This is a genomic window from Acidiphilium sp. JA12-A1 (assembly GCF_000724705.2).
GTDB classification, from domain to species: Bacteria; Pseudomonadota; Alphaproteobacteria; order Acetobacterales; family Acetobacteraceae; genus Acidiphilium; species Acidiphilium multivorum.
The window spans coordinates 158,894-185,513 of the sequence record NZ_JFHO01000004.1 but is presented as its reverse complement, the minus strand read 5'-3'; the positions used below and the strand labels follow the sequence as shown (position 1 = coordinate 185,513).

The following is a 26,620-nucleotide window of genomic DNA, read 5'->3' as shown; positions in this document are numbered from 1 at the left end:
CCATGCCACCCATCGCCCTGCTTGTCAAACCCTGACGGCCGCCGACAATGATGGCTGGCAAAATCGTCCACTCGTGGTAAGCGCCGCGCCATGGAACACGCCGCAACGCTGCCCCAGACCTCACGCCGCCCTGCCACGCCGCTCACCGGCACGATCACCGTTCCGGGCGACAAGTCGATTTCGCATCGCGCGCTGATGTTCGCCGGCCTCGCGGTCGGTGAAACCCGGATTTCCGGCCTGCTGGAAGGCGAGGACGTGCTGCGGACCGCCGCCGCGATGCGCGCGCTGGGCGCGACGGTGGAGCGTACCGGCCCGGGTGCCTGGCGCGCCTCCGGCCCCGGCATCGGCGGGTTGCAGAGCCCGGACGACGTGCTCGACATGGGCAATTCCGGCACCGCCGCGCGGCTGCTCTGCGGCATTCTCGCGAGCCACGACATTTTCGCCGTGATGACCGGCGATGCCTCGCTCCGCCGCCGGCCGATGCGCCGGGTGATCGATCCGCTGGGCGCGACAGGCGCCGTCTTCGCCGCGCGAGAGGGCGGGCGCCTGCCGCTTTCGGTGCGCGGTGCCGCCGAGGCGATGCCGCTCTCCTACCGGCTGCCGGTCGCCTCCGCGCAGGTGAAGTCGGCGCTGCTGCTCGCCGGGCTGAACGCCCGCGGCATCACCGAGATCGAGGAACCGGAGCCGACCCGCGACCATTCCGAGAACATGCTCCGCCATTTCGGCGCCGAGGTGGAGGTGGCCGCGCATGGCACGGGCAAGCTGATCCGCCTGCGGGGACAGCCGGAGCTGCGCGGCGCGGATGTCGTCGTGCCGGGCGATCCGTCGTCGGCCGCCTTCCCGATCGTCGCCGCGCTGATCGTGCCGGGCTCGCGCGTCACGATCGGGGGCGTCGGGCTGAACCCGCTGCGGACCGGGCTGTTCCTCACCCTGCGCGAGATGGGAGCAGCGATCGAGATCGTAAATGCCCGCGAGGCCGGCGGCGAGCCCGTGGGCGATCTCATCGTCACCGCCTCGGATCTGCGCGCCGTCGATGTGCCGGCGGAACGCGCCCCCTCGATGATCGACGAATACCCGATTCTCGCCGTCGCCTGCGCGATGGCGCGCGGCAGCTCGCGGCTGCGTGGCCTCGCGGAGCTGCGGGTGAAGGAAAGCGACCGGCTGGCCGCGACGCTCGCCATGATCACCGCCAATGGCGTCAAGGCGCAGGTGGACGGCGACGACCTGATCATCGAGGGCGGCGGCGCGCGCGGCGGCGCCACGGTGGCGACGCATATGGATCACCGCCTGGCAATGAGCGCGCTCGTCATGGGCCTCGCGACCGAGACCCCGGTGACCATCGACGATGCGCGCTTTATCGATACGAGCTTCCCCGGCTTCCTGCCGCTGATGCGCGGAATCGGCGCGGCGATCGAGGCGGCGGCGTGACGCGGCCGATCGTCATCGCGATCGACGGGCCGGCCGCCTCCGGCAAGGGCACGCTCGCGCGCCGCCTCGCCGCCGCCTTCAACCTGCCCTATCTCGATACCGGCCTGCTCTACCGCGCCGTGGCGCGCCGCGTGCTCGACCGTGGCGGCGATCCGGCCGATCCGGCGGCCAGCGAGGAACAGGCCCGCTCACTCAGCCGGCTCGATCTCGAACGCGGCGATCTGCGCACCCCTGAGGTCGACCGCGCGGCCAGCGCCGTCGCCTCGATCAAGCCGGTGCGCGCCGCGCTGCTCGACTTCCAGCGCCGATTCGCCGACGCCTCCGGCGCGGTGCTGGACGGGCGGGACATCGGCACGATCGTGTTTCCCGAGGCCGATGTGAAACTCTTCGTCACCGCCTCGCTGGATGTGCGGGCGAAACGCCGGCATCTGGAGCGCCTCGCCCACGGAATCGATCCCGGCTTCGACTCGGTGCGCGCCGAACTTGCCGCCCGCGACGAGGCCGACCGCACCCGCGCCGCCGCCCCGCTAGTGCAGGCGAAGGACGCCTTGCTGCTCGACACGAGCCAAATGGATGCCAATCATGCCTTTACCGCGGCGGCCGATCTGGTGAACAAGGTACTCGCGCGGGGGTAACCCCGCCCGGACCAGAGGAGACAGCGTGACCGATCTGTTCGAGCAGGCCGCCGGCCAGGCGAGCTATTCCGCCAAGGACATCGAGGTTCTCGAAGGGCTGGAACCGGTTCGCCGGCGCCCCGGCATGTATATCGGCGGCACCGACGATGCGGCGATGCACCACCTCGCCGCCGAACTGCTCGACAACGCGATGGACGAGGCCGTAGCCGGCCACGCCTCGATCATCGAGATGACGCTTGCGCCCGGCAACCTGCTCACGGTGCGCGATAACGGGCGCGGCATCCCGGTCGATCCGCACCCGAAATTCCGCGACAAGTCGGCACTCGAGGTGATTCTCACCACCCTGCATTCCGGCGGCAAGTTCGCCGGCAAGGCCTATGCCACCTCGGGCGGTCTGCACGGCGTCGGCTCTTCGGTGGTGAACGCGCTGGCCGAGCGGCTGGAGGTCGAGGTCGCCCGCGAGAAAACCCTCTGGAAACAGGATTATGCCCGCGGCAAGCCGCTGACCAAGCTGGTCAATGCCGGGGCGACGCCGAACCGGCGCGGCACGCTGATCCGCTTCGTCCCCGATCCCGAGATTTTCGGCGACAAGAAGTTCAGCCCGGCGCGGCTCTACCGCATGTGCCGCTCGAAGGCCTATCTGTTCCGCGGCGTGCGGATCCGCTGGACGTGCGATGCGGCGCTGATCGCGGCGGGTGCCGATGTGCCGGCGCAGGCGGAACTGCATTTCCCCGGCGGCCTCGCCGATTCGCTGGCGGAGGAACTGGGCGCCGCGCCGAAGCTCGTCGCCCCGGTCTGGGCCGGGCAGGCCGACCTGCCGGACGATGCCGGGCGGATCGAGTGGGCCTGCGCCTGGCTGGAAGCCGGCGAGGCCACGCTCTCGACCTATTGCAACACGATCCCGACGACGCTCGGCGGCACGCATGAGGCGGGGTTCCGCGCCGCCCTGCTCAAGGGCCTGCGCGGCTTCGGCGAGCAGCGCGGCAACAAGCGCGCCGCGGTGATCACCGCCGAGGATGCGACCGGCGCGCTCGCCGCCAAGCTCTCGCTGTTCATCCGCGACCCGCAATTCCAGGGCCAGACCAAGGAAAAGCTGACCTCGCCCGAGGCGCAGAAACTGACCGAGGCGGCGCTGCGCGACCGGTTCGAGCATTTTCTCACCGGCGATCCGGCGAACGCCGACAATCTTCTCGCCTTCGTGATCGAGCGGGCGGAGGAACGCATCCGCCGCCGCGAGCAGAAGGACACGCCGCGCAAATCCGCCACGCGACGCCTTCGCCTGCCCGGCAAGCTGACCGATTGCTCGCGCGAGAGCCGCGAGGATACCGAGATCTTTCTGGTCGAGGGCGATTCGGCTGGCGGCTCGGCCAAGCAGGCGCGCAACCGCGAGACCCAGGCGGTGCTGCCGCTGCGCGGCAAGATCCTCAACGTCGCCTCCGCCTCCACCGAGAAGCTCCGGCAGAACCAGGAACTGAAAGACCTGATCGAGGCGCTGGGCTGCGGCGTCGGCGACCGGTTCCAGATCGACGCGCTACGCTACGGCCGGATCATCATCATGACCGACGCCGATGTTGACGGTGCTCACATCGCGTCGCTGCTGATGACGTTCTTCTACCGCGAGTTGCCGGAACTGATCCGCGGTGGCCATGTCTATCTCGCCCAGCCGCCGCTCTACCGCCTCACCCAGGGCGGCAAGTCGGTCTATGCGATGGACGATGGCGAGCGCGACCGGCTGGTGAAGACGGCGTTCAAGGCGAACGCCAAGGTCGAGATCAGCCGCTTCAAGGGGCTTGGCGAGATGCCGCCGGCAATTCTCAAGGAAACCACGATGGACCCGAAGCGCCGCGTGCTGCTGCGCGTTCTCGCCCCGCCCGAGGCACGAGCTGAAACGGCGGAAATCGTCGAGAGCCTGATGGGGCGGAAGCCCGAGCTGCGCTTCCGCTTCATCCAGGACCATGCCTCGAGCGTGCAGGAACTCGACGTCTGACTCAGTTCATCATGCTCTTCATGAGCACACTGTTCGCCGTCAGGCGAAGGGCTCGGTCTCGCCGTCCGGCACGGGCACCCGGAAGGCCTTGATGGTCATGGAAATCAGCCCGTAATAGCCGAGGATCCCTACCAGATCGACGAGGGCTCGGTCGCCCAGCTGGCGGCGGGCAAAGGCGTATGTCTCGTCCGACACCTCGTGCGCAGTGAGTAGCTCCCGGGCGAAATCGTGCACCGCCCTGGCGTCCGGTTCGGCGAAGACGGGCGTTCCGCCCGCCTTGATCGCGGCGATGACCGCCTCGGGCACGCCGGCTTTCGCGGCGATCGGCGCATGGATGTACCATTCGAACCCGGCACGCCAATAAGAGCCCATCACCAGGATCGCGAGTTCCGACAGGCGCGGCGGCAGCGAGGAGCCAAAACGGCAGAAGGCGCCGAGGGCCTGCGCGTTGTTCGCGAGTTCGGCGCTGTGCAGCCACACTGCGAGCGGCCCCTCGACCCGGCCGCGCGGGCCGGACGCGATGGCATCGTGCGCGGCGCGCTGGGCCTCGCTCATCCGGGCGAGGTCGGGCAGGCCAAGGCGGGGTGTGTGGGTCATGGCGATCAATGCCTGAAATGGCGCATGCCGGTGAACACCATGGCAATCCCGGCGGCATCTGCCGCCTCGATCACCTCGTTGTCGCGGATCGAGCCGCCGGGCTGGATCACCGCCGTCGCCCCTGCCTCGATCGCGGCCACAAGACCGTCGGCGAAGGGGAAGAACGCGTCGGACGCGACGACCGAGCCCGGAATCTTCTCCCCGCCCTTCTGTGCGGCGATGCGCGAAGAATCGACGCGGCTCATTTGCCCCGCGCCGATGCCCGTGGTCGCCCCTGCTTTCGCGTAGATGATCGCGTTCGACTTCACATGCTTGGCCACACGGAAGGCGAACAGCAGATCGGCGAACTCGGCGTTGGTCGGCGCGCGCTGGGTGACGACCTTCAGATCGTCGCGGCCAATCCTCCCGGCGTCGCGGGTCTGGGCCAGGAAACCACCGGCAACGCTGCGCCAGGCAAGGCCCGGTTCCGCCGGGTCGGGCAGGCCGCCGGTGAGCAGCAGGCGGAGATTCTTCTTGCGGGCAAGCAGTTCAACCGCGTCAGGTGCGGCGTCCGGCGCGATGATCACCTCGGAGAAGATGCTCGCCATCTTCTCGGCTGCCGCAACATCGAGCGGGCGGTTGACCGCGATGATGCCGCCAAACGCCGAAACCGGGTCGCAGTCCAGCGCGCGGTCCCAGGCCTCGGCAAGATCGGCGCCGAGGGCGACGCCGCACGGATTGGCGTGCTTGACGATCACCACCGCCGGCCGGTCGAACTCGGCGACGCATTCGAAAGCGGCATCGGTGTCGTTGATGTTGTTGTAGGAGAGTTCCTTGCCCTGCAACTGCCGCGCGGTGGCAACGCCGGGGCGGTTGCCGGTGCGATAGAACGCAGCGGACTGGTGCGGGTTCTCGCCGTAGCGCAGCATCTGCTGCCGCGCGCCGGCCAGGGCGAGGTGCGCCGGGAACATCTCGCCGGTCTGCTGCGCGAACCAGGCGGAAATCGCGGCGTCGTAGGCGGCGGTGCGGGCATAGGCGGCGGCGGCGAGGCGGCGGCGCTGCTCCAGCGTCGTTCCGCCGGCGGCTAGCGCCGCGATGAGGTCGTCATACTGCGCCGGGCTGGTGAGAACCGCCACCGAATCGTGGTTCTTCGCCGCCGCGCGGATCAGCGCCGGGCCGCCGATATCGATGTTCTCGACGCAGGTTTCGAAATCCGAGCCCTTCGCGACCGTTTCCTCGAACGGGTAGAGATTGACCGCGAGCAGGTCGATCGGCGGGATGTCGTGCCGCTGCATCTGCGCCAGATGCTCCGGCAGGTCGCGCCGGCCGAGCAGGCCGCCATGGATCTTGGGCACCAGCGTCTTGACCCGCCCATCCAGCATTTCGGGAACACCCGTGTAATCCGCCACCTCGACAACGGCGATCCCGGCCTCGCGCAGCGCGCGGGCGGAACCGCCGGTCGAGAGGATTTCCACGCCCGCTGCCGCCAGCGCGCGGCCGAGCTCGACCAGCCCCGCCTTGTCGGACACCGAGATGAGGGCCCGTCGGATGTTGACTCTGTCGTTCATGGCAAATCTCGTCTGTCAGTGGCCGGAAACGGGAACGGCGGAGACGGCGTTGGCCGGCGAGCCGTGGATGATTTTCGTGCTGATCAGCAGGTAGACGACCGCCTTGCGATCGGGATCGACCAGGCGATAAAGATTGAAATGCTTGACCAGGAAGGACGCCGAGATCGCGGCGATCTGCTGCTTCGCCGGCAGGCCGGCCGGCAGCGTGACCGGCCCGGTGGCAATGCAGGAGAGGGCAAAGCGCGACGGATCGGTTGCCACACCCAGGCTGCCCTTGACTCCGCCGGTCTTCGCGAAGCTCGCATAGCAGGCGATATCGGGGATCTTCGGATCGTCGAGCCGCTCGACCACCACCTTGTCATTCGCGCCGAGCAGGCGGAAATTCGTCGAGACCGCGCCGATCCGCGTCTCCGCCTGCGCCGTTGCCACCGCAAACGCCCAGGCCCCGGCCATGATGCCGAGAAGTGCGAGCCGCCTGATCATGCCATCCCCTGTCAAACGTCGTGTCGGATGGCGCGTTCATAGACCGCGAGCGTCGCCGCGCAAACCACCTCGTCGGCGAACAGGGTTTCCGCCCGCGCACGGCCCGCCGCCCCCATGCGGGCCCGCAGCTCGGGATCGGCGACGAGGCGCTCCAGCGCATCGGCCAGCGCCGCCGGATCGCGCGGCGGGACCAGCACGCCGCTTTCGCTATCGGCCACCGCCTCGCGGCAGCCTACGACATCCGTTGCCACGCAAGGAAGGCCCGACGCCATCGCCTCCAGCAGGAATTTCGGCAGCCCCTCGCGATAGGAGGGCAGGCAGGCAATGTGACAGGACGCCAGAAGGCTGGCCATGTCAGTGACCGGCCCCAGCCAGGTTGCCTCAGTGGCGCGCTGCAGCTCTGCCGCTTCGAGACTGGCCGGATTCTGCGGATCAGGACCGCCGGCCAGAAGACATTCGGCAACAACACCGCGCAGACGCAGCAGCCGTGCCGCCTCGATGAATTCCCTGACCCCCTTGTCCGCCAGCATGCGCGCGCCGAGCACGATGCGCACCTTGCCAGCGGGTGGGGTATGGGGACAATACAACACGAGGTCGACGCCCGCGCCCCGGATCAGATACGCCCGTTCGGACGGGATCGCGCCCGAGGCGGTCATCGCCGTCAGATCATCATGATTTTCGAACACGGCCAGCGCTCCGCGAGCCCCCACCGCCAGCCGCAACCCGAGACTGACCGCCGGACGGAGCAGGCGCGCCTTCAGGGTTGCCGATGTAAAGACGAAGCCCTGGCCAACCGGCGCGTTGATGACGGCCGGAACGCGCGCGAGAGCGGCGGCAAGACTGCCTAGCAGGATGGGTTTCAGCGCGACATGATGCGCGAGATCGGGCTTGAGCGCCCGGTAATGGCCGGCGATCGAGCGCAGGAGCCGGAACTCGGCCAGGGGATTGAGGCGGGCGCGGCGGAAATCGACGTCGATCACCTCGAAACCCTCGGCGCGCAGCGCATCGGCGGCGCGGCCGGTGCGGGTGAGGATGGTGACGCGCCAGCCCGCCGCCCGCGCGGCCAGGGCACGAACCCGGAAATGCGATGCGAAGAACCAGTCTTCCCCGATGAGGAAGACGACGTGGCGGCTCATCGCGGGCTCAGTGCCGGCTCTGCCAGCGCCAGGCGTCGCGGCACATGTCCTGCACGCCGCGGCTGGCGCGCCAGCCGAGCAGGCTGGCGGCCAGGCCGGGGTCGGCATAGCAGGCGGCGACATCGCCGGGCCGGCGCGGGCCGACCTGATAGGGAACGTCGATCCCCGTCGCCGCCTTGAAGGCATGCACGAGGTCGAGCACGGAATAGCCGGTGCCGGTGCCGAGATTGACGGTGAAGCCACCATCCTGCGCGAGGATGCGATCGACCGCGGCGGCATGGGCCTCGGCGAGGTCCATCACGTGGATGAAGTCGCGCACGCCGGTGCCGTCATGCGTCGGGTAATCGTTGCCGAACACGGTCAGGTATGGCCGCTGCCCGGCCGCGACCTGGCAGAGGTAGGGCATCAGGTTGGCGGGAACTCCACGCGGATTCTCGCCGATCAGGCCGGAGGGATGCGCGCCGACCGGGTTGAAATAGCGCAGGATCGCCGAGGCGGCGAGCACGCCGGTGCGCGAGAGATCCTCGATCATCCCCTCCATCACCATCTTGGTGCGGCCATAGACATTGGTGACGCGCAGGGAGGCGGTTTCGGAAATCGGGCAGGTGTCCGGCTCGCCATAGACGGTGGCCGAAGAGGAAAACACCAGCCGGCCGACCCCGGCATCGCGCATCGCGGCGAGCAGGCGGATCGTGCCGAGGATGTTGACGTCGAAATAGAGCAGCGGGTCGGCCTCGCTCTCGCCGACCGCCTTCTTCGCCGCGAAATGCACGACAGCATCGACGGGGAAGGCGGCGAAGGCGGCGCGCATGGCCTCGGGATCGCGGATATCCGCCTCGATCACCGGCATGGCGATGCCGGTGATCTGGCGCAGCCGGTCCGGCACATCGCGCGCGGCGTTGGAGAAATCGTCGAGCAGGACGATGTCGTAGCCGCGTTCGAGCAACACGACGGCGGTATGCGAGCCGATGAAGCCGGCCCCGCCGGTGAGCATGATGCGCGCCATGAAATCAGCCCATCCTGGTCAGCGCCCATTTCACCTGTTGCGGACCGTCGGGCGTTCCGGTCAGCACGATCTGCTCGGCGCGGCGCGGCTCGGGGCCGCCGAAATAGATGCTGTCCTCGATGCTCAGCGTGGCGCCGCCGGCACGCAGGCGCCAGCCCTGGCCCGAGGACAGGCGCAACAATGCCCCCTCCCCGTCCTGCTGGATGCTCGCCGTCACGTTCGGGTGCAGGTGAAAGCGCAGGGTGAAGGGCTGCGGCTGGTCGGCCTCGATACTGTCCTCGCCGCGCAGATCGTCGCCGCTCTCCGCGAGATAGAGGCGGCGGCGATGCACCGCGCCGAACAGTTTCTGCCAGCCGTCATGGCTCGCCTCCAGCCAGTGGGCGCCGTTCGCCTCCTGGCGCTGCACCTCGACATGGGCGGGACGGCGGCCAAGTCCCTCGTCACGCAATTCGGACGAGGACACGTCGGCGACGACGAGCGTCGAATGGGCGGCGGTGTTGCGCAGGGCATCGCGCCACTCGCCCGACGCCGCGGGGGCGGCGCCGCAATTCACGATCAGCCGGTCGCGCCCGACCGAGAATTCGAAGGAGAGCGTGCCTGCATGGGCAAAGCGGTCGACGCCCGGCCCTGGCGGCGGCCCCGCATCGACAAGGACGAGTGACCGGCCGGCGGCAAGCCGGTGAAACCCCACGCCGGCCAGGGCCGAGGCGCTGCGGCCGGTGCGCCCGGCCTGGCTCAGCACGAGGTCGATCAGGTTGGGCCAGTCCTCGCTGGTGCCGTTGAAGAGGGCGAGGCCGCCATCGCCATGCCGCAGCGCCCGCAGCCCGACCGCCATCCGCTCGATGGCGCCGGGAAGCTGCGGCGGCACTTCGGCGCGCGCAAGTTGCAGCAAGGCGCGGATTTCGGTCAGGTCCTGCAGCACGGCAAAGTGGGCGGCGGGGCTGCGCTCGACATGCGCGCCGTCGGGCAGGATCTGCCGCTCGATCTCCGGCACGAGGAAGCGCAGGGCCCGCTGCATGAACGCTCCGTGCTCGGGCAGCGCGACCGCCGCGGCGATCAGTCCCTTGATCGCGGTGAAGGCACGGCCGTCGCGCACCTCGGCGGGGAGGTTGGCCGAGAGGATCCTCGCATCGGCGACGAGGCGGGCCATCAGCATCTGCCGGAAGTCGTCATCCGCCGAGGCGGCGAAGAAATCGTAATGGCCGAGCCACGCCGCGATGCGCGCGCCGGAAACCTCGGGGGCCGAGGCCACCGGCGGGAGGGCTTCACAATCGATCCAGTCGGCGATCAGGGCCCGCGCGCGGCTTCGGGCAGCGTCGGTACCGAGCGCCCGCAAATCGCGCAGCCACACGAAACCCTGGATATGGGCGATGAAAACCGGCGAGCCGTCGTTCTCGTGAAAGAGGCCGGGCCGGAGCGGCCGTACGACGTTCTGGTATTCGATTTCCCCCTTGATGATGCGCGCGCCGCGGGCAGGCTCGCCGGGCCAGGGATCTCGCAGGGCGACCGAAGGGGCATCGGGAACGTTGCCACCGCGGAGGGCGGCGAGCCGGGCAACCCATTGTCTCGCGCCGCGCATCATTCCCTCCGCTTCAATCGCCCGTTCCTAGCGCGGCGATGGCCGCGGCATAGTCCGGCTTGCCGAAGATCGCGCTGCCGGCAATGAGGACATCGGCGCCTGCTTCGAGCGCGCGAGGCGCCGAGGCGGCATCGATGCCGCCATCCGTCTCGATGCGGATGTCGCGCCCGGCTTCAGTGACCATGCGGCGCAGTTCGGCGATCTTGGGCAACTGGCCCGCGAGGAACGACTGGCCGCCGAAGCCGGGATTGACGGTCATCACGTTGATGATGTCGACGAGGTCGAGCACATGCCGCACCGCCTCGGCCGGGGTCGCGGGGTTGATGGCGACGCCGGCCTTCAGGCCGAGGGCGCGGATCGTCTGCAGCGAGCGGTGCAAATGCGGCCCGGCCTCGGCATGGACAGTGATGTGATCCGCGCCGGCCTTCGCGAAATCGGCCAGATACGGATCGGCCGGGGCGATCATCAGGTGAACGTCGAAGGCGAGGCGCGTGTGCGGACGGAGCGCATTGAGAACCAGCGCGCCGAAACTGATGTTCGGCACGAAATGGCCGTCCATCACGTCGAGATGAAGCCAGTGCGCCCCGGCACGCTCCACCGCGGCGACCTCTTCGCGAAGGCGTCCGAAATCGGCGGCAAGCAGGCTGGGGGCGATGATCGGCGACGGGCGGGACATTGCACTCATGAGTGGCAATGTAGCGAAGAGACTCGCGCCTTCACAAGCGCACGCGCCGCCACCGGGGGCCGGTTCATTCGGTGGGGAAGGAATCGGCCGGGGCCAGCGACTTGATCAGGTCGAACATGCGCTTGCGCACGGTGGGCTCGGTGATCCGGTAATAGGCGCGCACCAGTTCGAGCGTCTCGCGCTTGGTCATGTGATCGTCGAGGCCGACGCCGAACGGCTCCTGCGCCTCGGACAGCCCGTTGCTGCGCCCGCGCGGGCCGGACATCGGCATTTCGTTCATCCCCTCCGGCATGTCGTCGAAGAAGAAGCTGATTGGCACATCGAGCACGCGGGAAATATCGAACAGGCGGGACGCACCGACCCGGTTCACCCCGCGCTCGTATTTCTGCACCTGCTGGAAGGTCAGGCCGAGCGCATCGCCGAGCTTTTCCTGCGACATCCCGAGCAGCGTGCGCCGGAGCCGGATTCGCGACCCGACATGCACGTCGATCGGGCTGGGCCGGCCATCCCGGTCGCTGCGGTCGTTCGAGGCGCCACCGTTTGCATTCATGTCTCATTCCTCAGCGACATCAACCGGCACCGCCCCCGGGCACAAGGCAGGGCGGACATGATGACCGACGCCGCCGTGCATCATTTTCGCCGCTGTCGGGTTTGATGACCGATCTCAGAGCGCAGGGCCGTCTCATAAGATTGGCCAAATCCGGTTAAAGTACAAAAATTAAGAAAAACTCTGATTTTCGGAACTTCGCTACCAGAGGTCGGCGGCACGTCCCTACAACCACTATCTACAATAGTGGCCACGCCTCAATTACACAAGCTCGAATTATTTTTAAGACGCGTTTACGAACCGTCACTTACATCAAGGTTATTGAAACAATCAAGCACACAACACCCAAAACCATCGTGTAAAAGCCAAGAATGCCCGACATGGTCACGCTGAACCGGCCGAAGGGTGTGACAGGAAGCGCAACCGGAAGTTTACCAATCAGAATCCCGGCGCGGTCGAGCCCGAGTGTGCCCGCGACCCGACCATGCGGGCCGATCACCGCGGAAATGCCGGAATTGGTGTCCACGACGATCGGAAGTCCCTCCTCCACCGCCCGCAGGCGGGTGGTTGCAAAATCCTGGTACGGGCCGGTTGTGTCACCGAACCAGGCGTTGTCGCTAATGTTCAGCAACCAGGCGGGACGATCCTTGGGATCCGTGATGATGCCCGGGAAGATCGACTCGTAGCAAATCAGCGGTCCGACCGATGGAATGCCGGGCACATGCAATGTGCGCGGACCAGGGCCAGGCGTGAATCCGCCGCCGGGCGTGACCTTTAGCGGAATCCAGGCTGGCGTGTACTCGCCGAATGGCACCAGCTTCCACTTGTCATACCACGCTACGGCCGGCCCTTTTCCTTCCACGGCGACCAGCGAGTTGCGCATGCTGCCATCAGCCGCCAGGCGGAACGAGCCGGCAAGGACGGGCGTGTTGCCGGCCACGGCCGCAATCGCGGCGCGCGCCGCGGCGTCGGTCTGCAGCAGAGCGGGGCTCGCCGTCTCGGGCCAGACGACAATGTTCGGTCCCTTGCCCGCCTTGTCCAAGGCTTCGCGGGTCAGCGCAAGGTCACGCCGCCAGCGGGCCTGCAGGGCGGGCTGGGTGAAGCTTCCCGGGACCGCGAAATCGGGCTGGAGCAATGCAACGGTGTATCTGGTCAGCGGCGCGGGGCCCGCAGAGGTGCGCGCGAAGCCGAAGCCGGCCCAGAGAGCCAGCAGCACCGCACTCGCCGCCCAGCCGCGCCGTCCGAGCAACGGCAGCCCGGCGGCGAGCGCCGTCAGCAGGGTCAGGAGAAAAATGCCGCCGATCGCGGCGGGCTGGATCATCGCAAGGCCCAGCCTGCCGGCAAAAGCCCAGTCGGCTCCCCAATAGTTCCAGGGGAACCCGGTGAACAGGAATTCCTGCGCAAGATTGGATAGCACCAGCGCCCCCGCGAAGAGCAGCACGGCAGCGAGGCGGCCCGCCTGGTTGCGTTGCGGCACGGCAAAGACGGCAAGGGCCGGCAGGATCATGTAGAACGCGGTTGCGAAAGCGAGCGCCGGCGCGGCAAAGGGCACCGCCCACCAGAAATTCGATGCCATGATCAGCATCGGCTCGGTCACCCAGAACAGGCCGAGCAGGTTGAAGCCGAAGCCGAAGCACCAACCGAGCCAGGCGGCGCGGCGCCAGCCGCCGGCACGGGCGAGACGGGTCAGGAGTGCCGGCACGACGAACCAGAGCACCGGCAGGAGGTAGAATGGCGGCAGCGCAACAGCGGCGAGCAGGCCCAGAGCAAAGCATTGCCAAGCCTCACCGCGCAGCCGCCTCGGCACGCGGGCGGCGAGTTGGTCGATCGGGCTCATCTACACGGCTCCTAGGCGGGGTCGGGACGGTCGAAGGCGGCGGCCACCGCGGCAAGATCGGGCGCGGTCGGGTAATCGGCCGACGCGATCGTGCCATCCTCGGGGCGAACGATCTGGCAGACCTGGATGCCGGCGGTCGCGGCGGCGGCAAGTTCGTCCGCGACATCCGAGAGAAACAGCACGTGAGCGGGCGCCACGGCCATGGACCGGGCGATGGCCGCATAGCTGGCGGCATCGCGCTTGCCGCCCATCCGCGTGTCGAAAAACCGCTCGAACAGCGCGGTCAGGCCACCATCCGGCGTGTGGCCGAGCAGCAACCTCTGCGCCTCCTCGGACCCCGAGGAATAGATGGCGAGCCGGAGTCCGCTGCCGTGCCAGGCGCGCAGAACGGGCGCGACATCCGGGTAGAGACGGCTGGTCAGCGCTCCCTCGGCAAAACCTTCGGCCCAGATCCGCCCCTGGATCAGTTTCAGCGGGCCGACCTTGGCATCGCGGTCCATCAGCGCGAGCAGTGTTTCCACTGGCGGCGCACCCGGCGCGATGGCGTCGAGTTCGGCCAGCGCCGCCGCGATCTCGGGCTCGTCGCCATGTGCCGCAACGAAACCGGCAAGCCGCGCGCGCGCATAGGGGAACAGCACATCATGGACAAAGCTGATTGGGGCGATCGTGCCCTCGATGTCGAGGAGCACGAGTTCGGGCCTTGTGGTCACGGTGAGAATGGCCGGTTCAGGCGGCAACCGGAAAGCGGGCGCTGATCTGGTCGCCGGTGAAATGCGCCACCCAGCCGGAGGTGTCGGTGAAAATCCGAAGCGCGATGAAGTCCGGCGTGGAACCGGCATCAAACCAGTGGCGGGTGTTGGCGGGGACCGAGATCAGATCGCCCTCGGTGCAGTATGCGTCGTAGACCTTGCCGTCGAGGTGCATGACGAAATGGCCGGAGCCGCGCACGAAGAAGCGGACTTCATCCTCGGTGTGGATGTGCTCGTTGAGGAACTTCTCCCGAAGGGTGCCGGCCTGCGGGTGGTCCGGCGTCATCTTGATGACGTCGGCCGAGCCGGCGCCGGTTTCGCCCATCAGCCGATCGAGATACGGGCGATACGCCTCAAGGATTTCCTCGGGCGAGGCGTCCGCCGCGATGGCGACGGGGCTTTCCCACCGCTCGAAGCGCACACCGATGGACTTGAGTTCAGCCGTCATCCGCGCCGCGTCCGACGTGGCAACCAGGGGCGCATCGGGGTTCGCGTCGTCGAAAATCCGCAGCGTGCTCATCTCATCCGTCTCCGTTCGCATTCGCAGGACAGCAGGAACTCCAGGGCTTCGAGCCGCCAGAAACAGCGCTCGACATCCTCGCCCCAGGCGTAGATGCCGTGGCCACGCAGGACATACCCAATCGGCGGCGCCGCGAAGGCGGGCGCGATTGCCGCGGCAAGCCGACGCATGTCCTGGTCGTTATCGAAAACCGGCAAGACGATCCGGGTCTCGTGGGTCGCAATGCCCGGGAAAGCCTTCAGGATCTCGTAGCCTTCAAGAACGATCCCTGGGGAATTGTCCGCGAGGGTGAGAGCGGTTGCGGCGACCGAATGGCCATGCAGCACCGCCCCGGCCGCCGGGAGCCGCTCGTAAACCTGGCAATGCAGCTGGGTTTCGGCGCTGGGCCGGTCGCCGGCGCGAAGCGGCGTGCCGTCGAGCCAGACCTCGATGATGTCGGCGGCTTCGAGCCGTCCCTTGTGAACGCCACTGCGGGTGATCGCGATGCTGTCGGCGGTGCATCGTGCCGAGAGATTGCCGGCGGACGCGGGCACCCAACCCCTGGCATCCATCCGCGCCCCGATGGCGACCAGTTCACGCGCGCGGGACGCGAGGACATCGCCGGCTTCGGCCGGCCCGGCGGCCAGGGTCACCGTCATGCCTGTGCGGTTCCGGTCAGTGCCGCGCGGTATCGGCCGGCTCGGGGGCCTTTTCGGCCGCCGGCGCGGACGAGTCGGCGATCCGGTTCTGGACGTCAGGCTCGGACTTCGCGGCCGGGGCGGGCTTCGCCGAATCGGCGTCGCTCATGTTCTGCTTGAAGGCCTTGATGCCCTTGCCGAGCTCGCCCATCAGGTTGCCGACGCGCGACCCGCCGAACAGGAGCGCGATGACGGCGATGACGATCAGCCAGTGAACGGGCGAATCGAATCCCATGTCCCGCGCCTCAGACCTTGCCCTGCCCGGCCTTCTGGCCGGCATTGGCCTCCGGCGCGCGGGTCCGCTGCTCCAGCATCGAGGCATCCTTCGCCGGCTGGTCATCGGCGATGTTGTTCTTGAACGCCTTCATGCCCTTGCCGAGCTCACCCATCAGGTTGCCGACCCGGCCCGTTCCGAACAGGAGCAGCACGACCGCCAGGACGATCAGCCAGTGCCAGATGCTCAAACCACCCATAATCCGTATCCTTCCTCGCTATGGCGATCCCCGCCAAGGGACTGGTTCCATCGGATCAGAACGATCAATGGCGGACGACAGATCGGTGGAGATCTCTCGCCCGGAGCTATCGATACCCGTCCAGTTTATGAATACTCCAAACGCCCTGCCGCGCCAATGGCCGCGAAGTCACCGATTCGTGGTCAGTCGAGCAGATACGAAAAGCGGAGCCGGCTTGCGCCGGCTCCGCTGACAGGGCCAAGGATGTCGATCGTCAGGCCTTGGCGCCGATCGGCAGGATTTCCTTGCCATGCGCGCCATTGATGATGCCTGCCGCACCGAGATAGAAGGCGAGTACCGCGGTGACGAGGCCCAGATAGCCGCCGAACTCGCCCAGCGCCGCCGCACCGAGCAGGTCGTTCAGCGCGAGCAGGATGAAGGTCGCGGTCAAAAAGCCGAAGATCAGCTGCAGGGCCTTGTTCAGCGCGAAAGTGCCGATGAACATCACGAAGCTGAAGGCGCCCCAGACCAGCAGGTACCAGCCGACCATCACCCCCGGCACGCCCTTGGCGAAGATTTCGACGAACAGCGCGAAGGACCACCAGAAAGCCCCGTACGAGCAGAACGCCACGAAGCCGAAGGTATTGCCCACTTTCATCTCGCCGAGGCCGGCCACGAACTGGGCCGAGCCGCCAAAGGCGAAGGCCATGGCGAGGACCATGCCAAGACCGGCTCCGGGGAGAAGCCCGGCATTGATCATCGACAATAGCCATGTGGTAAGCGCAAAACCGAACAGGCCCAGAGGCGCCGGGTTGAAGGTGTTCATGTCATCTCCCTAAAAATTATTGCACTCGCCGTCATTGAGCGGATGCATGCATCATCGTGCATAGCTCCCCCAAGCCGATTAACAGCTTTTCACGAGCGCGTAAACGAAACGTGCCCGCGATGTAACGGGATATGACGGATCAGATCAGTTGCTGCCGCCGAAGCCGAGGAACCCGGCACTCGGATCCGGCCGGCCAGGATCCCCGGAAATGGTCAGGGGCCTGACGGCGGGCTTTGCTTCAACCTTGTGAAAAGGCGGAGATTTCGCATGCGCCGAACCTTTGCTCGTCGTCGGCGGGACTGCGGCCACCGGCGCGGAGGCGACGGAAACGCTCATCGGATGCTCCTCTGCCCGCGCCGAGAGCAGCATGAAGGTGATGCGGTTTCGATTCAGCTCAACCGAAAGTTCGATCGGCGTTTCGCCGAGGGCGTTCCGGGCATCGAGATTGGCGCCACGGCTGACCGCTGCGCGGGCCTGCGCATAGTCGCCATGGTTGATCGCCTTGAACAGCAGCGTGGTCGGGTCGCCGCCGGTATCGGTCACCGGGCCGGCGGAAACATTACCCGCTGCCGATGCGCCCGGAAGAGCCGGCGGCGCGATCGATTGGGATTCATGGCGGGGCTGAGGGACGCCGCCGATCGGACCGAGACCGCCGGCAAGGCCGCCACCGGCCATCTGCGCCTTGGCAGGCGCGGCGAAACCAAGCCCTGCCATCAGAACGGCAAGTGCGGCTAGATGAAGCTGAGAACGATAGGTCATGGCGGGCGTGGTTCCCTCGCGGTCAGGCCGACGGTCTAGCCGATCATCGGTTGAGAAACCAGAAGCCGGCGTTCAGATAGGTCGCATACAGACACCAGGCGAGATAGGGCACCATCAATGCGGCGGCAATTCGGCTGACCGGACGAAAGACGGCAATGGTCATGACGATCAGGCCGTCGAGCACGAGTATTACGAAAAACGAGATATCCGGCCGATGAAGGGCGAAAAAGACGGGCGACCAGAGCGCGTTGGCGGCAAGCTGCCAGCCCCAGAGACGTAGTGCGCGACGCTGGCGGGTCAGGATGTCCGGGCCACGCCAGATCAGCCAGGCGGCGACCGCCATGGCGATGTAGAGCAGCGTCCATACCGGGCCGAACACCCAATCGGGTGGCGTGCCCGGGGGATGCGGCAGGACATCGTACCAGCTGTGCACATTGGGCACTGTGGCCGTGCCGCCGACCGCACCAACCAGAAGCGCCAGCGCGAGAAACCCCAGCAGCGCCAGGATCTGGGCGCCGGAGGTACGGTGCTGTTCGGGGCGTTCGGGCAGGCGGAAGACACGCACTCCTTTCCGATGAAAGTTTAGGTAAATCCCGGCCGGGTGAAAAGGGACCCGATCGAGATTTCCGGCCGGCTACGTATGCTTAACGGTCTTGCGAGAGCGGCGCCCGAGCCTCGGCAAGGATGGCCAATGCTGCGGCGCCACCGGCGCGCGACGCGGCCTCAAGCGCGCGATAGGCCGCCAGAACGGCGTCACCAAGCTCCGTGAGCTGGGCTCCGCCGCCCGCCACCCCCCCCTTTGCTGCGAGGATCAACGGGGCATGGAAGGTGGAGTTCATCGACTCGGCCAGTTGCCAGGCACGCTTGTAGCTCATCCCCATGCGCCGTCCGGCGGCGGCGATCGACCCGGTTTCCCGGATGAAGGCGAGAAGGTCCGCCCTACCGGGGCCGAGGAGAAGATCCTCACCCTGCACCACCCGGATGCGGAGTGTGAGCGGTTCGGTCTTTCCGTGCATCTGCATCGCCCGACTTCACCACGAAAACTGCCGCGTGCCGATATGGCGGATTGACGATATCGCTTAATGAACATATCGATAGTCCGAATTCTGGAATTACGTCCCCGAAGGAAGCAGCACATGGCGATTTCCCGACGCGCATTCACCCGGCTCGCGGGCGCGGCCGCGCTGGCGCCGGTCACCGGCCGCGCCGCGGGGCGCGCGGCAACCATCGCCTATGCGGGTTCGATGGGGCTGCTGATGGACCGGGCGCTCGGGCCCGCCTTCACGGCTGAGACCAGCGAGCGGTTTCACGGCATCGGGCGGGGCGCGTTTGGCCTCGCCCACCTCATCGCCGCGAAGACGCTGCAGGCTGACGCCTTCATTTCGATCACGAGCGGGCCGATCGAGGTGCTGCAAAAGGCCGGGCTGGTCGGGCATGCGGTGCCGGTGGCGAGCACGGCGATGGTGCTGGCCTGGTCGCCCCACTCGCGCTTCCGCAAGGATTTCGAGGCGGCCGATGCCGGAGCGCACTGGTTCGACATCCTCGAAAAGCCCGGCCTGCGCTTCGGCCGCACCGACCCGCGCACCGACCCGCAGGGCCGCAACGTGCTGTTCACCTTCGATCTCGCCCAGCGCTACTATCACAAGCCGGACCTGATCCGGCGCGTGCTCGGCAGGCCGGTGAACCCCGCGCAGATCTTCCCCGAACCATCGCTTCTCTCGCGAATCGACAGCGGCGCGGTGGATGCCACGATCGGCTACGAAAGCGGCGTGAAGTCGCTCAAGCTGCCGTTCCTCGCACTGCCCCGGCAGATCAACCTCAGCGATCCGGCGATGGTGGCGGACTGGTATTCCCGCGCCGCGATCTCGCTGACGGTAAAGGGCCGCAGGCAGACCTTGCACACGCAGCCACTCGTCTTCTATGCGTGCGTGCCGCGCAACGCCCGGAACCCGGAGGCGGGACGGGCCTTCGTTTCACTGCTGCAAAGCCGCAAGGGACAGGAACTGTTCGCACGATACGGCTACAACCCGCCGCTGGGCGGGCCGGTCTGACCGGAGCACGCCTCGGGGCCCTGCTGCGCGGCTTGGTGCTGCTGCTGCTCGCTTGCCCCTTCGCTGGTCTGTTCATCATGACCGACTGGCGCAAATTCGCCCTGTCCAGCGCGGATGGCAGATCGGTGGCGATTTCGCTGGCCTACGGGCTGGCGGCCCTGGCCGTGATTGCGGTGCTGGGAACGCCACTCGCCTACTGGCTGGCGACCGGCAAGGGACGGATGCGCGACGGGGCGCAAGTCTTCCTGCTGCTGCCGCTGCTTACCCCGCCGCTCGCGCTCGGCATCCTGCTCGCCGCATTCTACGGCCCGATCGGCCCGGTCGGCATCCTACTCGAACGGTTCGGCGGGATCATCACCAACAATCCGCCGGCGCTGCTGATCGCGGGGATCTATGCCGGCCTGCCGACCTATGTGGTCGCGGCACGCGGCGCGTTCGCCGAGATACCCGCCGAACTGGCCGAATCTGCGCTGACCCTCGGCGTCTCCCGCCGGCAGATCTTCCGCCACATCACCCTGCCGATGGCGCGCGACGGGCTCGGCGCCGCCCTCGCGCTGGCCTGGGTGCGCGGGGTGGGCGAACTCGGCATCGTGCTGATCTTCGCCTACTTCCCGCAGGGCATGCCGGTGCGCCTGTGGGTGGATCTTGAAGACGGCGGGCTTTCGGCCACATTCCCGTTGCTCTGGCTGTTCCTGCTCGCCGCCCTGCCGTTGCCGCTCTGGCTACTGCGGCGGGGCTCGAAACGCTGAGGATGATGCCGATGAAACGGCCGGTTTCGTTCGCACTGGCGCTGATGGCCCTGGCCGGAACGGCGCGCGCCAGCGGATTTTCCCTGCGATCGGGCGCGTTTCGCGATGGCGGAACCATCGCGGCCGCCCAGGTCTTCAACCGCTTCGGCTGCACTGGCGACGATGTCAGCCCCGCCCTCGCCTGGAGCGGCGCGCCAGCGGGCACGCGGAGCTACGCCGTCACGCTGTTCGATTCCGATGCCCGGCAGGGCAAAGGCTACTGGCACTGGATCGTGGCGGATATTCCGGCGCGCGTCACTTCATTGCCGGCGGGTTCCGGGAGCCGGGGCGGCGCGCTGCCGCGCGGCGCGGTTCAGGGCATCGGCAGCGGCAACATTCATGGCTACCAGGGGCCCTGCCCGCCGGTCGGCGATCCGCCGCATCACTATCATCTGACAGTCTACGCGCTGCGGGTTAACCGGCTGCCGGCGGCGGCCCTGGCGTCCTATGGCGCGCTCCGCCGGGCGCTGGCGCGGGACGCGCTGGCCAGCGCCACGATAACGGGGCTTTATGGCCGCCCGGCCAGGTGACCGGGCGGCAGCGAGCCGATCAGAACGCGGCGTCCTCGAATTCCATCATGGTCGCAGCGCCCGACCGGATCGCGGCGAGCAGCGCGCCGGTCTGCGGCAGGAGGCGTTCCATGAAGAATTTCGCGGTCTGCACCTTGGCGCGGTAGAACTGCGCGGCCTCGCCGTCCTCCCCGGCCTTGGGGGCAGCCACCGCGACCATGCGGGCCCAGACGAAGGCGAGTGACGCGAGGCCGAACAGGCGGAGATAGTCGACCGACGCCGCCCCCACCTCGTCGCGATTGGTCATCGCACCTTCCATGATGAGGCCAGTCGCTTCCTGCACATGCTCCAGCGCCTGCGACAGCGCGGGCAGGAACTCGGCGAGGGCGTCGTTATCCTGATGCGCGTCGATGAATTCGAGGACCGGATCGAGGAAGCGGGTCAGCAGTCTCCCGCCATCCTGCGGCAGCTTGCGGCCGACGAGGTCGAGCGCCTGGATGCCGTTGGTCCCCTCGTAGAGCATTGCGATCCGCGCATCGCGCACATACTGCTCGATGCCGTGATCGCGGATATAGCCATGGCCGCCATAGGTCTGCACCGCGAGCGAGGCGATCTCGAAACCGAGATCGGTGAACATCGCCTTGACCACCGGCGTCATCAGCGAGGCGAAATCGTCGGCCGCCTGCTTCGCATCACCGTCATCCGACTTCTCGAGGATTTCCAGCTCGCGCGCGACCCAGCCGGCCAGCGCCCGGCAGCCCTCGATATAGGCGCGGCTGGTCAGCAGCATCCGCCGCACATCGGGGTGGACGAGGATCGGGTCCGCCTGCTTCTCCGGCGCCTTGGTGCCGGTGAGCGAGCGGCCCTGGATGCGCTCGCGCGCATAGGCCACGGCGTTCTGATAAGCGACCTCGGCGATGCCGAGCCCCTGGATGCCGACGGAGAGACGCTCGGTGTTCATCATCTTGAACATCGCGGCGAGGCCCTTGTTCGGCTCGCCGACGAGCCAGCCGGTCGCGCCGTCGAAGCTCATCGCACAGGTGGCGGAGCCGTTCAGCCCCATCTTGTGCTCGATCGCGGTGCACTGCATGCCGTTGCGCGGGCCCAGCGTGCCATCCTCGCGCGGCAGGAACTTGGGCACCAGGAACATCGAGATGCCCTTCACTCCGGCCGGCGCGTCCGGCAGGCGGGCGAGGACGAGATGGACGATGTTTTCCGCAAGGTCGTGCTCGCCGGCACTGATGAAGATCTTGTTGCCGGTGATGCTGTAGGTGCCGTCATCGTTCGGCACCGCCTTGGTGCGGAGCATGCCGAGATCGGTGCCGCAATGCGGCTCGGTCAGGCACATCGTGCCGGTCCACTTGCCGGAGACGATGTTGGGAAGCCAGGCCTTCTTCTGCTCGTCCGACCCCGAATGCTTCAGCGCGACATAGGCGCCGTGGCTCAGCCCGGGGTAGAGGCCGAACGCGACATTGGCGGAGCAGAACATCTCCTCGACCATCATCGCCGCGGTCAGCGGCATGCCCTGCCCGCCATAATCCGGGTCAGCGGAAATCGAGGTCCAGCCGCCCTCGCAGAAAGTGTGGTACGCCTCGCGATAGCCGGTCGGCGTGCGGACGACGCCGTTTTCATAGGTGCAGCCCTCGCGGTCGCCCACCTGATTGAGCGGGAACAGCACCTCCTCGCTGATCTTCGCGGCTTCCTCCAGCACGCTGTCGATCAGTTCGGGGGTGAAGTCGGCATTGCCGGGAAGCTCGGCGATGGCGGTGCTGTCATAGAGCTCGTGCAGGACGAAGCGCATGTCCTTGAGCGGCGCCTTGTAGACGGGCATGTCGTATCTCCCTTGTCTCGGTTCAGTTGCGCAGGGGTTTGCCGGTATCCAGGATATGCTTGATCCGCGCCTGGCTTTCCTTGGTACGGAACAGGGCCATGAAGGCCTCGCGTTCGAGGTCCTTCACCGCGGCGACCGGCACCGGATCGGTCATGTCGGTATCGCCGCCGGTGAGCACGCGGGCAAGGTGGGACGATACCGTCACGTCATGCGGGGTGGCGACTCCCTTCTTGCGGAATTCGTCCACCGCCATGCCGAGGGCGACGCGGCCGGAAGCGCCCGGCAGTTGAAGCGTTTCCGGCTCGGCGGGCGCATATCCCGCCACCATGGCGAGCGCCCGGGCCTTGGCGTCGGCCAGCACGCGCTCGCGGTTCATGGTGATGCCATCGCCGGGGCGGAGGAATTTCAGCTCCTTCGCCTCGGCGGCCGAGGTCGCGACCTTTGCCGTGGAAATCATCTCGAAGACCTTCGAGACGGCGGGCATCGGGCCGCGTGGCGCATCCTTCGCGCCCTGCCAGCGCGCCAGCATCGTGGCACAGCCACCCCAGCCCGGCACAAGGCCAACGCCGACCTCGACAAGCCCCATATAGGTCTCGGCATGGGCCTGAACGGCGTCGCAATGCAGCAGGATCTCGCAGCCGCCGCCCAGCGCCCGGCCGGCCGGCGCGCCCACCACCGGGAACGGCGCCTCGCGTAGCGCCTGCAACGCCTTCTGCCCCTCCTTCACCGTGCCCTCGATCTTGCCCCACATGCGCAGATTAGCGGCGAACATGGCGAGGCCGAGATTGGCGCCGACCGAGAAATTCTCCTTGCCCGGCCCGGCGCGCAGGTTCTCGCTGTAGATCACCATCGCCTTGTAGGATTTCTGCACGAGCGCGATGGCCTTGCCGAGAAGAGCGAGAATGTCGCCATCGATCGAGTTCATGATCGAATGGAACTCGACGCAGAGCACGCCGTCGCCGATGTCCCAGACCGAGGCGGACTTGTTCGAGAGCACCGGCTTGCGGCCGCGCTTCGCATCCTCGAGCAGCAGCACGCCGGGGGCGCGCTCGACGGCCCGGTAGCCGCCATCGGGCATGAAGCGGAGCAGCGTGGCGCCGTCCTCGCGGTAGAATGCGCCCTTGCCGAGTTTGGCGAGCAGCGGCGGGATCGGCTCGTCGAGGTCGGCGAGGTGCGACGAAACCCAGTCGGCGCCGAGCCGGTCGATCAGCTCGAACGGACCGTATTTCCACGTGTAGCCCAACCGCATCGCGGCATCGACGGCGGCGATATCGTCACCGATCTCCGGAATGAGCGAGGCTGCATAGGCAAGCACGCGGCCAAGCACGCCCCAGGCATAGCGCCCGTATTTCGACTTCGCGCCGACCAGGCGCTTGAGATCCTTCTTGGCGTCCTTCACCTCGGCAATGTCCGGGCGGATGGAGGGCCGCCATTCCAGCCGGCCCTGCGCCGCCGCGGCGAGCGAGAGGGTCTCCTTCACGCGATCCTTGCCGCGCCCGGCCGAGCGGTAGAAGCCGCCCTTCCCCTTCTTGCCGGTATAGCCCTCGGCGATCATGGTCGCGAGGAACGGCGCCTCGCGATTCATCATGTGGAACGCGTCGGTTTTCGGCAGCAGCCGGGCGAGCGAGGCATTGACGTGCGGGCCGAGATCGATGCCCACCAGGTCCATCAGGCCGAACACGCCGGTCGAGGGAAAGCCCATCGGCTTGCCCATGATCGCATCCGCTTCCTCGATCTCGATCCCCATTTCGAGTGCGAGCACGAGGGCCGTCTGGATCCAGTACGTGCCGATCCGGTTGGCGATGAAGCCCGGCGTGTCGCGGCAGGGAATCACCGACTTGCCGAGCACGACGTCGCAGAATTCGGTGATGCGGGCGATGGCGTCCGCACTCGTCGCCGGGCCGGTGACCAGTTCGAGCAGCCGCATGTAGCGGGGCGGATTGAAGAAGTGGGTGATGACGAAATTCGGGCGGAGGCTCTCCGGCATGTCCGTCATCAGTTCGGCAAGCGGAATGGTGGAGGTGTTGGACGACACCACCGAACCGGGCTTGCGCACCTCCGCGAGGCGCCGATAGAGCGCCTGCTTGATGTCGAGCCGCTCGATCACCGCCTCGACGATCCAGTCGCAGTCGGCGAGGGCAGCGAAATCGTCCTCGGTATTGCCGGGCGTGATCAGCCGCGCGGCGCGGGAGGACATTAGCGGCGCCGGCTGGGTCTTCTTCAGCCGCTCGATCGCTCGCCGGGCGATGGCGTTGCGGTCATCACCCTCCTTCGGCACGATGTCGAGCAGGCGGACCTTGATGCCGGCATTGGCGATCTGGGCGGCGATCGCGGCCCCCATCACGCCGGCGCCGATGACGGCGACGGATTGGATGGCACCCATCAGAGCGCCTCCAGAACCGTCGCGATACCCTGCCCGCCGCCGATGCACTGGGTCGCGAGGGCGAATTTGCCGCCTTCGCGCTGGAGCAGCTGCGCCGCCTTGCCGGTGATGCGGGCACCCGTCGCCCCGAGCGGATGGCCAAGCGCGATGGCCCCGCCATCGAGATTGACGCGCGCCGGATCGAGACCGAGTTCGCCGATGCAGGCGAGCGCCTGGGAGGCAAAGGCCTCGTTGAGTTCGACCACGTCGAGCGCCGAGGCCTCGATGCCGGCGCGAGCGAGCGCCTTGCGCGAGGCGGCGACCGGGCCCATGCCCATGATGTCCGGCGCGCAGCCGGCCACGGCAACCGAGCGAATGCGCGCGAGCGGCGCGAGGCCGTGCTTCGCGGCATAATCCTCCGAGCAGACCAGCACGGCGGAGGCGCCATCGGTCAGCGGCGAGGAGGTTCCGGCGGTGACCGTACCCTCGGCATCGAAGGCTGGCTTCAGCCCGGCCAGGGCTTCACGCGAGGCATCGTGGCGGATGCAGCCGTCCTCCGACACCATGGCGCCCGAAAGCGAGATCGGCACGATCTCGCCGGCCAGTTTCCCCGCCTTCTGCGCCGCCGCCGCCTTGATATGGCTGGCGAGGGCGAATTCCTCCTGCGCCTCGCGTGGAATCTGCCAGCGTTTCGCGACGTTCTCGGCCGTGTCGCCCATGCCCATGTAGGCGGCCGGCATCTTGGCGAAGAGGGTCGGCGACGGCATCGGGTTGAACCCGCCCATCGGCACCCTGGTCATGCTCTCGACGCCCGCGGCGATGAAAGCCTCTCCCGCGCCCATCGCGATGGCGCCCGCCGCCATGTGGATCGAATACATCGACGAGCCGCAGAACCGGTTCACCGTCGCCCCGGCAACGCTGATCGGCAGGTCGGCCATCAGCCCGATCAGACGGGCGACATTCAGCCCCTGCTCGGCCTCCGGAAAGGCACAGCCGACGATGAGATCCTCGACGTCGCCCGCCGCGATGCCGCTGCGGTTCACCAGTTCGCGAACGACGGCGGCGGCCATCTCGTCGGGCCGGACCCGCGAAAGCCCCCCTTTCCGCGCAAGGGCGAATGGCGAGCGGGCATAGGCGGCGATGACGGCGCTTGGCATGGGCAAAGGACTCCTGTTCTCTGTCTATTTGGCGGCCTGCTTCAGGGCATTTTCGGACTGGCGCTCGATATCCGCCAGTTCGGCGAGGCTCTGCTCGAGCGCCGCACGCTGTTCCTGAAGCTTGGCGATACGCTTTCGCACGCCGGCAAGCAGCTGGCGCAACTGGGTATGCTGGGTAGGATCGACGTCATAGAGGTCGAGGTAGTCCTTGATCTCACGCAGCGAGAATCCAAGGCGCTTGCCGCGCAGGATCAGCATGAGCCGCGCGCGGTCACGCGAGGTGTAGACGCGGGTAGTGCCGGCGCGACTTGGATTTACCAGCCCCTTGTCTTCATAGAACCGGATGGTTCGCGCGGTCACGCCCAGCTGGCGGGCGAGCTGGCTGACCGAGTAGAGCGCGTTGCCGTGCTGTCCCGCAGCCTCGTCCTCACGTTGGTGACGTTCGTGCAGCGCCGCCATCGCGGGGCCAGTG

At 67.5% G+C, this 26,620-nt stretch carries 28 protein-coding genes; 6 read left to right on the top strand and 22 right to left on the bottom strand.

The genetic code is table 11. The features are described 5' to 3' along the window. Positions 1-90: 90 nt before the first annotated feature. From aroA to parE, 3 genes are read left to right on the top strand one after another with little or no spacing between them, the layout of a single operon-like run. The gene (gene aroA, locus RT91_RS01540; protein ID WP_007424234.1) at positions 91-1,428 is read left to right on the top strand and encodes a 3-phosphoshikimate 1-carboxyvinyltransferase; all 1,338 of its coding nucleotides are present in this window, start codon (positions 91-93) and stop codon (positions 1,426-1,428) included. Next, entirely contained in the window at positions 1,425-2,063 is a 639-nt protein-coding gene (cmk, locus tag RT91_RS01535; protein WP_011941221.1) for a (d)CMP kinase, read from the top strand. Before aroA ends, cmk begins: the two co-directional genes overlap by 4 nt. A gap of 25 nt (positions 2,064-2,088) precedes the next feature. Continuing rightward, positions 2,089-4,050 carry a DNA topoisomerase IV subunit B gene (gene parE / locus RT91_RS01530; RefSeq protein ID WP_007424232.1) on the top strand — a complete coding sequence of 654 codons (1,962 nt, stop codon included), beginning with the start codon at positions 2,089-2,091 and terminating at the stop codon, positions 4,048-4,050. A gap of 39 nt (positions 4,051-4,089) precedes the next feature. Here the strand turns inward: parE and RT91_RS01525 are convergent, their stop codons facing one another. From RT91_RS01525 to RT91_RS01440, 18 genes are all read right to left on the bottom strand, one after another. Continuing rightward, complete coding sequence (locus RT91_RS01525; RefSeq protein ID WP_035185288.1) at positions 4,090-4,647, bottom strand: carboxymuconolactone decarboxylase family protein; 558 nt, start codon at positions 4,645-4,647, stop codon at positions 4,090-4,092. A 5-nt stretch (positions 4,648-4,652) separates the two neighbouring features. Continuing rightward, the gene (gene purH / locus RT91_RS01520; RefSeq protein WP_011941218.1) at positions 4,653-6,194 is read right to left on the bottom strand and encodes a bifunctional phosphoribosylaminoimidazolecarboxamide formyltransferase/IMP cyclohydrolase; all 1,542 of its coding nucleotides are present in this window, start codon (positions 6,192-6,194) and stop codon (positions 4,653-4,655) included. Between the two features lie 15 nt (positions 6,195-6,209). Further along, a complete protein-coding gene (locus tag RT91_RS01515) occupies positions 6,210-6,677 on the bottom strand; it encodes a CreA family protein (protein WP_011941217.1) in 468 nt (155 codons plus the stop codon). 11 nt (positions 6,678-6,688) lie between these two features. Beyond that, the gene (locus RT91_RS01510) at positions 6,689-7,813 is read right to left on the bottom strand and encodes a glycosyltransferase family 4 protein (protein ID WP_013639130.1); all 1,125 of its coding nucleotides are present in this window, start codon (positions 7,811-7,813) and stop codon (positions 6,689-6,691) included. A 7-nt stretch (positions 7,814-7,820) separates the two neighbouring features. Beyond that, positions 7,821-8,819, bottom strand: a complete 999-nt coding sequence (gene galE / locus RT91_RS01505; protein ID WP_007421941.1) for a UDP-glucose 4-epimerase GalE — start codon at positions 8,817-8,819, stop codon at positions 7,821-7,823. A 4-nt stretch (positions 8,820-8,823) separates the two neighbouring features. Next, positions 8,824-10,398, bottom strand: coding sequence for a heparinase II/III family protein (locus RT91_RS01500; RefSeq protein WP_035185378.1), 1,575 nt, complete (start codon positions 10,396-10,398; stop codon positions 8,824-8,826). A 13-nt stretch (positions 10,399-10,411) separates the two neighbouring features. Then, positions 10,412-11,074 carry a ribulose-phosphate 3-epimerase gene (gene rpe / locus RT91_RS01495; RefSeq protein ID WP_035185285.1) on the bottom strand — a complete coding sequence of 221 codons (663 nt, stop codon included), beginning with the start codon at positions 11,072-11,074 and terminating at the stop codon, positions 10,412-10,414. 73 nt (positions 11,075-11,147) lie between these two features. After that, positions 11,148-11,633 (bottom strand): helix-turn-helix domain-containing protein, encoded by a 486-nt coding sequence (locus tag RT91_RS01490; RefSeq protein WP_007421944.1) that lies wholly within the window; start codon positions 11,631-11,633, stop codon positions 11,148-11,150. A gap of 304 nt (positions 11,634-11,937) precedes the next feature. Continuing rightward, the gene (gene lnt, locus RT91_RS01485; RefSeq protein ID WP_240314138.1) at positions 11,938-13,437 is read right to left on the bottom strand and encodes an apolipoprotein N-acyltransferase; all 1,500 of its coding nucleotides are present in this window, start codon (positions 13,435-13,437) and stop codon (positions 11,938-11,940) included. A 41-nt stretch (positions 13,438-13,478) separates the two neighbouring features. After that, positions 13,479-14,177 (bottom strand): acireductone synthase, encoded by a 699-nt coding sequence (mtnC, locus tag RT91_RS01480; RefSeq protein WP_007421946.1) that lies wholly within the window; start codon positions 14,175-14,177, stop codon positions 13,479-13,481. A 16-nt stretch (positions 14,178-14,193) separates the two neighbouring features. Then, the gene (locus RT91_RS01475) at positions 14,194-14,736 is read right to left on the bottom strand and encodes an acireductone dioxygenase (RefSeq protein WP_035185282.1); all 543 of its coding nucleotides are present in this window, start codon (positions 14,734-14,736) and stop codon (positions 14,194-14,196) included. Beyond that, entirely contained in the window at positions 14,733-15,374 is a 642-nt protein-coding gene (locus RT91_RS01470; protein WP_007421948.1) for a methylthioribulose 1-phosphate dehydratase, read from the bottom strand. The genes RT91_RS01475 and RT91_RS01470 overlap by 4 nt, the downstream gene beginning before the upstream one ends. Positions 15,375-15,390: 16 nt before the next feature. Beyond that, on the bottom strand, positions 15,391-15,648 hold the full coding sequence (gene tatA, locus RT91_RS01465; RefSeq protein ID WP_007421949.1) for a twin-arginine translocase TatA/TatE family subunit: 258 nt from the start codon (positions 15,646-15,648) through the stop codon (positions 15,391-15,393). A gap of 10 nt (positions 15,649-15,658) precedes the next feature. Further along, positions 15,659-15,886, bottom strand: coding sequence for a twin-arginine translocase TatA/TatE family subunit (locus tag RT91_RS01460; protein WP_035185279.1), 228 nt, complete (start codon positions 15,884-15,886; stop codon positions 15,659-15,661). 253 nt (positions 15,887-16,139) lie between these two features. Next, on the bottom strand, positions 16,140-16,691 hold the full coding sequence (locus RT91_RS01455) for an acetate uptake transporter (protein ID WP_007421951.1): 552 nt from the start codon (positions 16,689-16,691) through the stop codon (positions 16,140-16,142). A 144-nt stretch (positions 16,692-16,835) separates the two neighbouring features. Beyond that, positions 16,836-17,450 (bottom strand): ankyrin repeat domain-containing protein, encoded by a 615-nt coding sequence (locus RT91_RS01450; protein WP_007421952.1) that lies wholly within the window; start codon positions 17,448-17,450, stop codon positions 16,836-16,838. Positions 17,451-17,493: 43 nt separating this feature from the next. Beyond that, positions 17,494-18,015, bottom strand: coding sequence for a TspO/MBR family protein (locus tag RT91_RS01445; protein WP_007421953.1), 522 nt, complete (start codon positions 18,013-18,015; stop codon positions 17,494-17,496). A 79-nt stretch (positions 18,016-18,094) separates the two neighbouring features. Further along, positions 18,095-18,466 carry a winged helix-turn-helix domain-containing protein gene (locus RT91_RS01440; RefSeq protein ID WP_231295315.1) on the bottom strand — a complete coding sequence of 124 codons (372 nt, stop codon included), beginning with the start codon at positions 18,464-18,466 and terminating at the stop codon, positions 18,095-18,097. Between the two features lie 120 nt (positions 18,467-18,586). Here RT91_RS01440 and RT91_RS01435 point away from each other — a divergent pair, with 120 nt between their 5' ends. The 3 genes from RT91_RS01435 to RT91_RS01425 are packed head-to-tail and all read left to right on the top strand — an operon-like array spanning position 18,587 to position 20,819. Further along, positions 18,587-19,501: an extracellular solute-binding protein gene (locus tag RT91_RS01435; protein ID WP_011941210.1), complete on the top strand. Its 915-nt coding sequence runs from the start codon at positions 18,587-18,589 to the stop codon at positions 19,499-19,501. Between the two features lie 35 nt (positions 19,502-19,536). Beyond that, positions 19,537-20,250, top strand: coding sequence for an ABC transporter permease subunit (locus RT91_RS01430; protein WP_013639124.1), 714 nt, complete (start codon positions 19,537-19,539; stop codon positions 20,248-20,250). An 11-nt stretch (positions 20,251-20,261) separates the two neighbouring features. Beyond that, on the top strand, positions 20,262-20,819 hold the full coding sequence (locus RT91_RS01425; protein ID WP_007421957.1) for a YbhB/YbcL family Raf kinase inhibitor-like protein: 558 nt from the start codon (positions 20,262-20,264) through the stop codon (positions 20,817-20,819). 19 nt (positions 20,820-20,838) lie between these two features. Here RT91_RS01425 and RT91_RS01420 read toward each other — a convergent pair whose 3' ends face one another. Genes RT91_RS01420 through RT91_RS01405 form a run of 4 tightly spaced genes read right to left on the bottom strand, consistent with a single transcriptional unit; the run spans position 20,839 to position 26,607 of the window. After that, positions 20,839-22,629, bottom strand: a complete 1,791-nt coding sequence (locus RT91_RS01420) for an acyl-CoA dehydrogenase C-terminal domain-containing protein (protein WP_011941207.1) — start codon at positions 22,627-22,629, stop codon at positions 20,839-20,841. A gap of 22 nt (positions 22,630-22,651) precedes the next feature. Next, positions 22,652-25,012, bottom strand: coding sequence for a 3-hydroxyacyl-CoA dehydrogenase/enoyl-CoA hydratase family protein (locus RT91_RS01415; protein WP_035185275.1), 2,361 nt, complete (start codon positions 25,010-25,012; stop codon positions 22,652-22,654). Further along, positions 25,012-26,148: a thiolase family protein gene (locus tag RT91_RS01410; protein ID WP_035185272.1), complete on the bottom strand. Its 1,137-nt coding sequence runs from the start codon at positions 26,146-26,148 to the stop codon at positions 25,012-25,014. The genes RT91_RS01415 and RT91_RS01410 overlap by 1 nt, the downstream gene beginning before the upstream one ends. A 24-nt stretch (positions 26,149-26,172) precedes the next feature. Beyond that, positions 26,173-26,607, bottom strand: a complete 435-nt coding sequence (locus RT91_RS01405; RefSeq protein ID WP_007421601.1) for a MerR family DNA-binding transcriptional regulator — start codon at positions 26,605-26,607, stop codon at positions 26,173-26,175. Between the last annotated feature and the right edge of the window lie 13 nt (positions 26,608-26,620).

Coding starts and splice junctions, on each gene's coding strand:
- RT91_RS01455 (WP_007421951.1), bottom strand. CDS start 16,691: ATGAACACCTTCAACCCGGCGCCTCTGGGCCTGTTCGGTTTTGCGCTT.
- RT91_RS01420 (WP_011941207.1), bottom strand. CDS start 22,629: ATGCCCGTCTACAAGGCGCCGCTCAAGGACATGCGCTTCGTCCTGCAC.
- RT91_RS01470 (WP_007421948.1), bottom strand. CDS start 15,374: ATGACGGTGACCCTGGCCGCCGGGCCGGCCGAAGCCGGCGATGTCCTC.
- galE (WP_007421941.1), bottom strand. CDS start 8,819: ATGGCGCGCATCATGCTCACCGGCGGGGCCGGCTTCATCGGCTCGCAT.
- RT91_RS01405 (WP_007421601.1), bottom strand. CDS start 26,607: ATGGCGGCGCTGCACGAACGTCACCAACGTGAGGACGAGGCTGCGGGA.
- RT91_RS01460 (WP_035185279.1), bottom strand. CDS start 15,886: ATGGGTGGTTTGAGCATCTGGCACTGGCTGATCGTCCTGGCGGTCGTG.
- RT91_RS01450 (WP_007421952.1), bottom strand. CDS start 17,450: ATGACCTATCGTTCTCAGCTTCATCTAGCCGCACTTGCCGTTCTGATG.
- RT91_RS01510 (WP_013639130.1), bottom strand. CDS start 7,813: ATGAGCCGCCACGTCGTCTTCCTCATCGGGGAAGACTGGTTCTTCGCA.
- purH (WP_011941218.1), bottom strand. CDS start 6,194: ATGAACGACAGAGTCAACATCCGACGGGCCCTCATCTCGGTGTCCGAC.
- RT91_RS01440 (WP_231295315.1), bottom strand. CDS start 18,466: ATGCACGGAAAGACCGAACCGCTCACACTCCGCATCCGGGTGGTGCAG.
- RT91_RS01515 (WP_011941217.1), bottom strand. CDS start 6,677: ATGATCAGGCGGCTCGCACTTCTCGGCATCATGGCCGGGGCCTGGGCG.
- RT91_RS01500 (WP_035185378.1), bottom strand. CDS start 10,398: ATGCGCGGCGCGAGACAATGGGTTGCCCGGCTCGCCGCCCTCCGCGGT.
- tatA (WP_007421949.1), bottom strand. CDS start 15,648: ATGGGATTCGATTCGCCCGTTCACTGGCTGATCGTCATCGCCGTCATC.
- RT91_RS01490 (WP_007421944.1), bottom strand. CDS start 11,633: ATGAATGCAAACGGTGGCGCCTCGAACGACCGCAGCGACCGGGATGGC.
- RT91_RS01425 (WP_007421957.1), top strand. CDS start 20,262: ATGAAACGGCCGGTTTCGTTCGCACTGGCGCTGATGGCCCTGGCCGGA.
- RT91_RS01415 (WP_035185275.1), bottom strand. CDS start 25,012: ATGGGTGCCATCCAATCCGTCGCCGTCATCGGCGCCGGCGTGATGGGG.
- RT91_RS01525 (WP_035185288.1), bottom strand. CDS start 4,647: ATGACCCACACACCCCGCCTTGGCCTGCCCGACCTCGCCCGGATGAGC.
- aroA (WP_007424234.1), top strand. CDS start 91: ATGGAACACGCCGCAACGCTGCCCCAGACCTCACGCCGCCCTGCCACG.
- rpe (WP_035185285.1), bottom strand. CDS start 11,074: ATGTCCCGCCCGTCGCCGATCATCGCCCCCAGCCTGCTTGCCGCCGAT.
- RT91_RS01410 (WP_035185272.1), bottom strand. CDS start 26,148: ATGCCAAGCGCCGTCATCGCCGCCTATGCCCGCTCGCCATTCGCCCTT.
- RT91_RS01475 (WP_035185282.1), bottom strand. CDS start 14,736: ATGAGCACGCTGCGGATTTTCGACGACGCGAACCCCGATGCGCCCCTG.
- RT91_RS01435 (WP_011941210.1), top strand. CDS start 18,587: ATGGCGATTTCCCGACGCGCATTCACCCGGCTCGCGGGCGCGGCCGCG.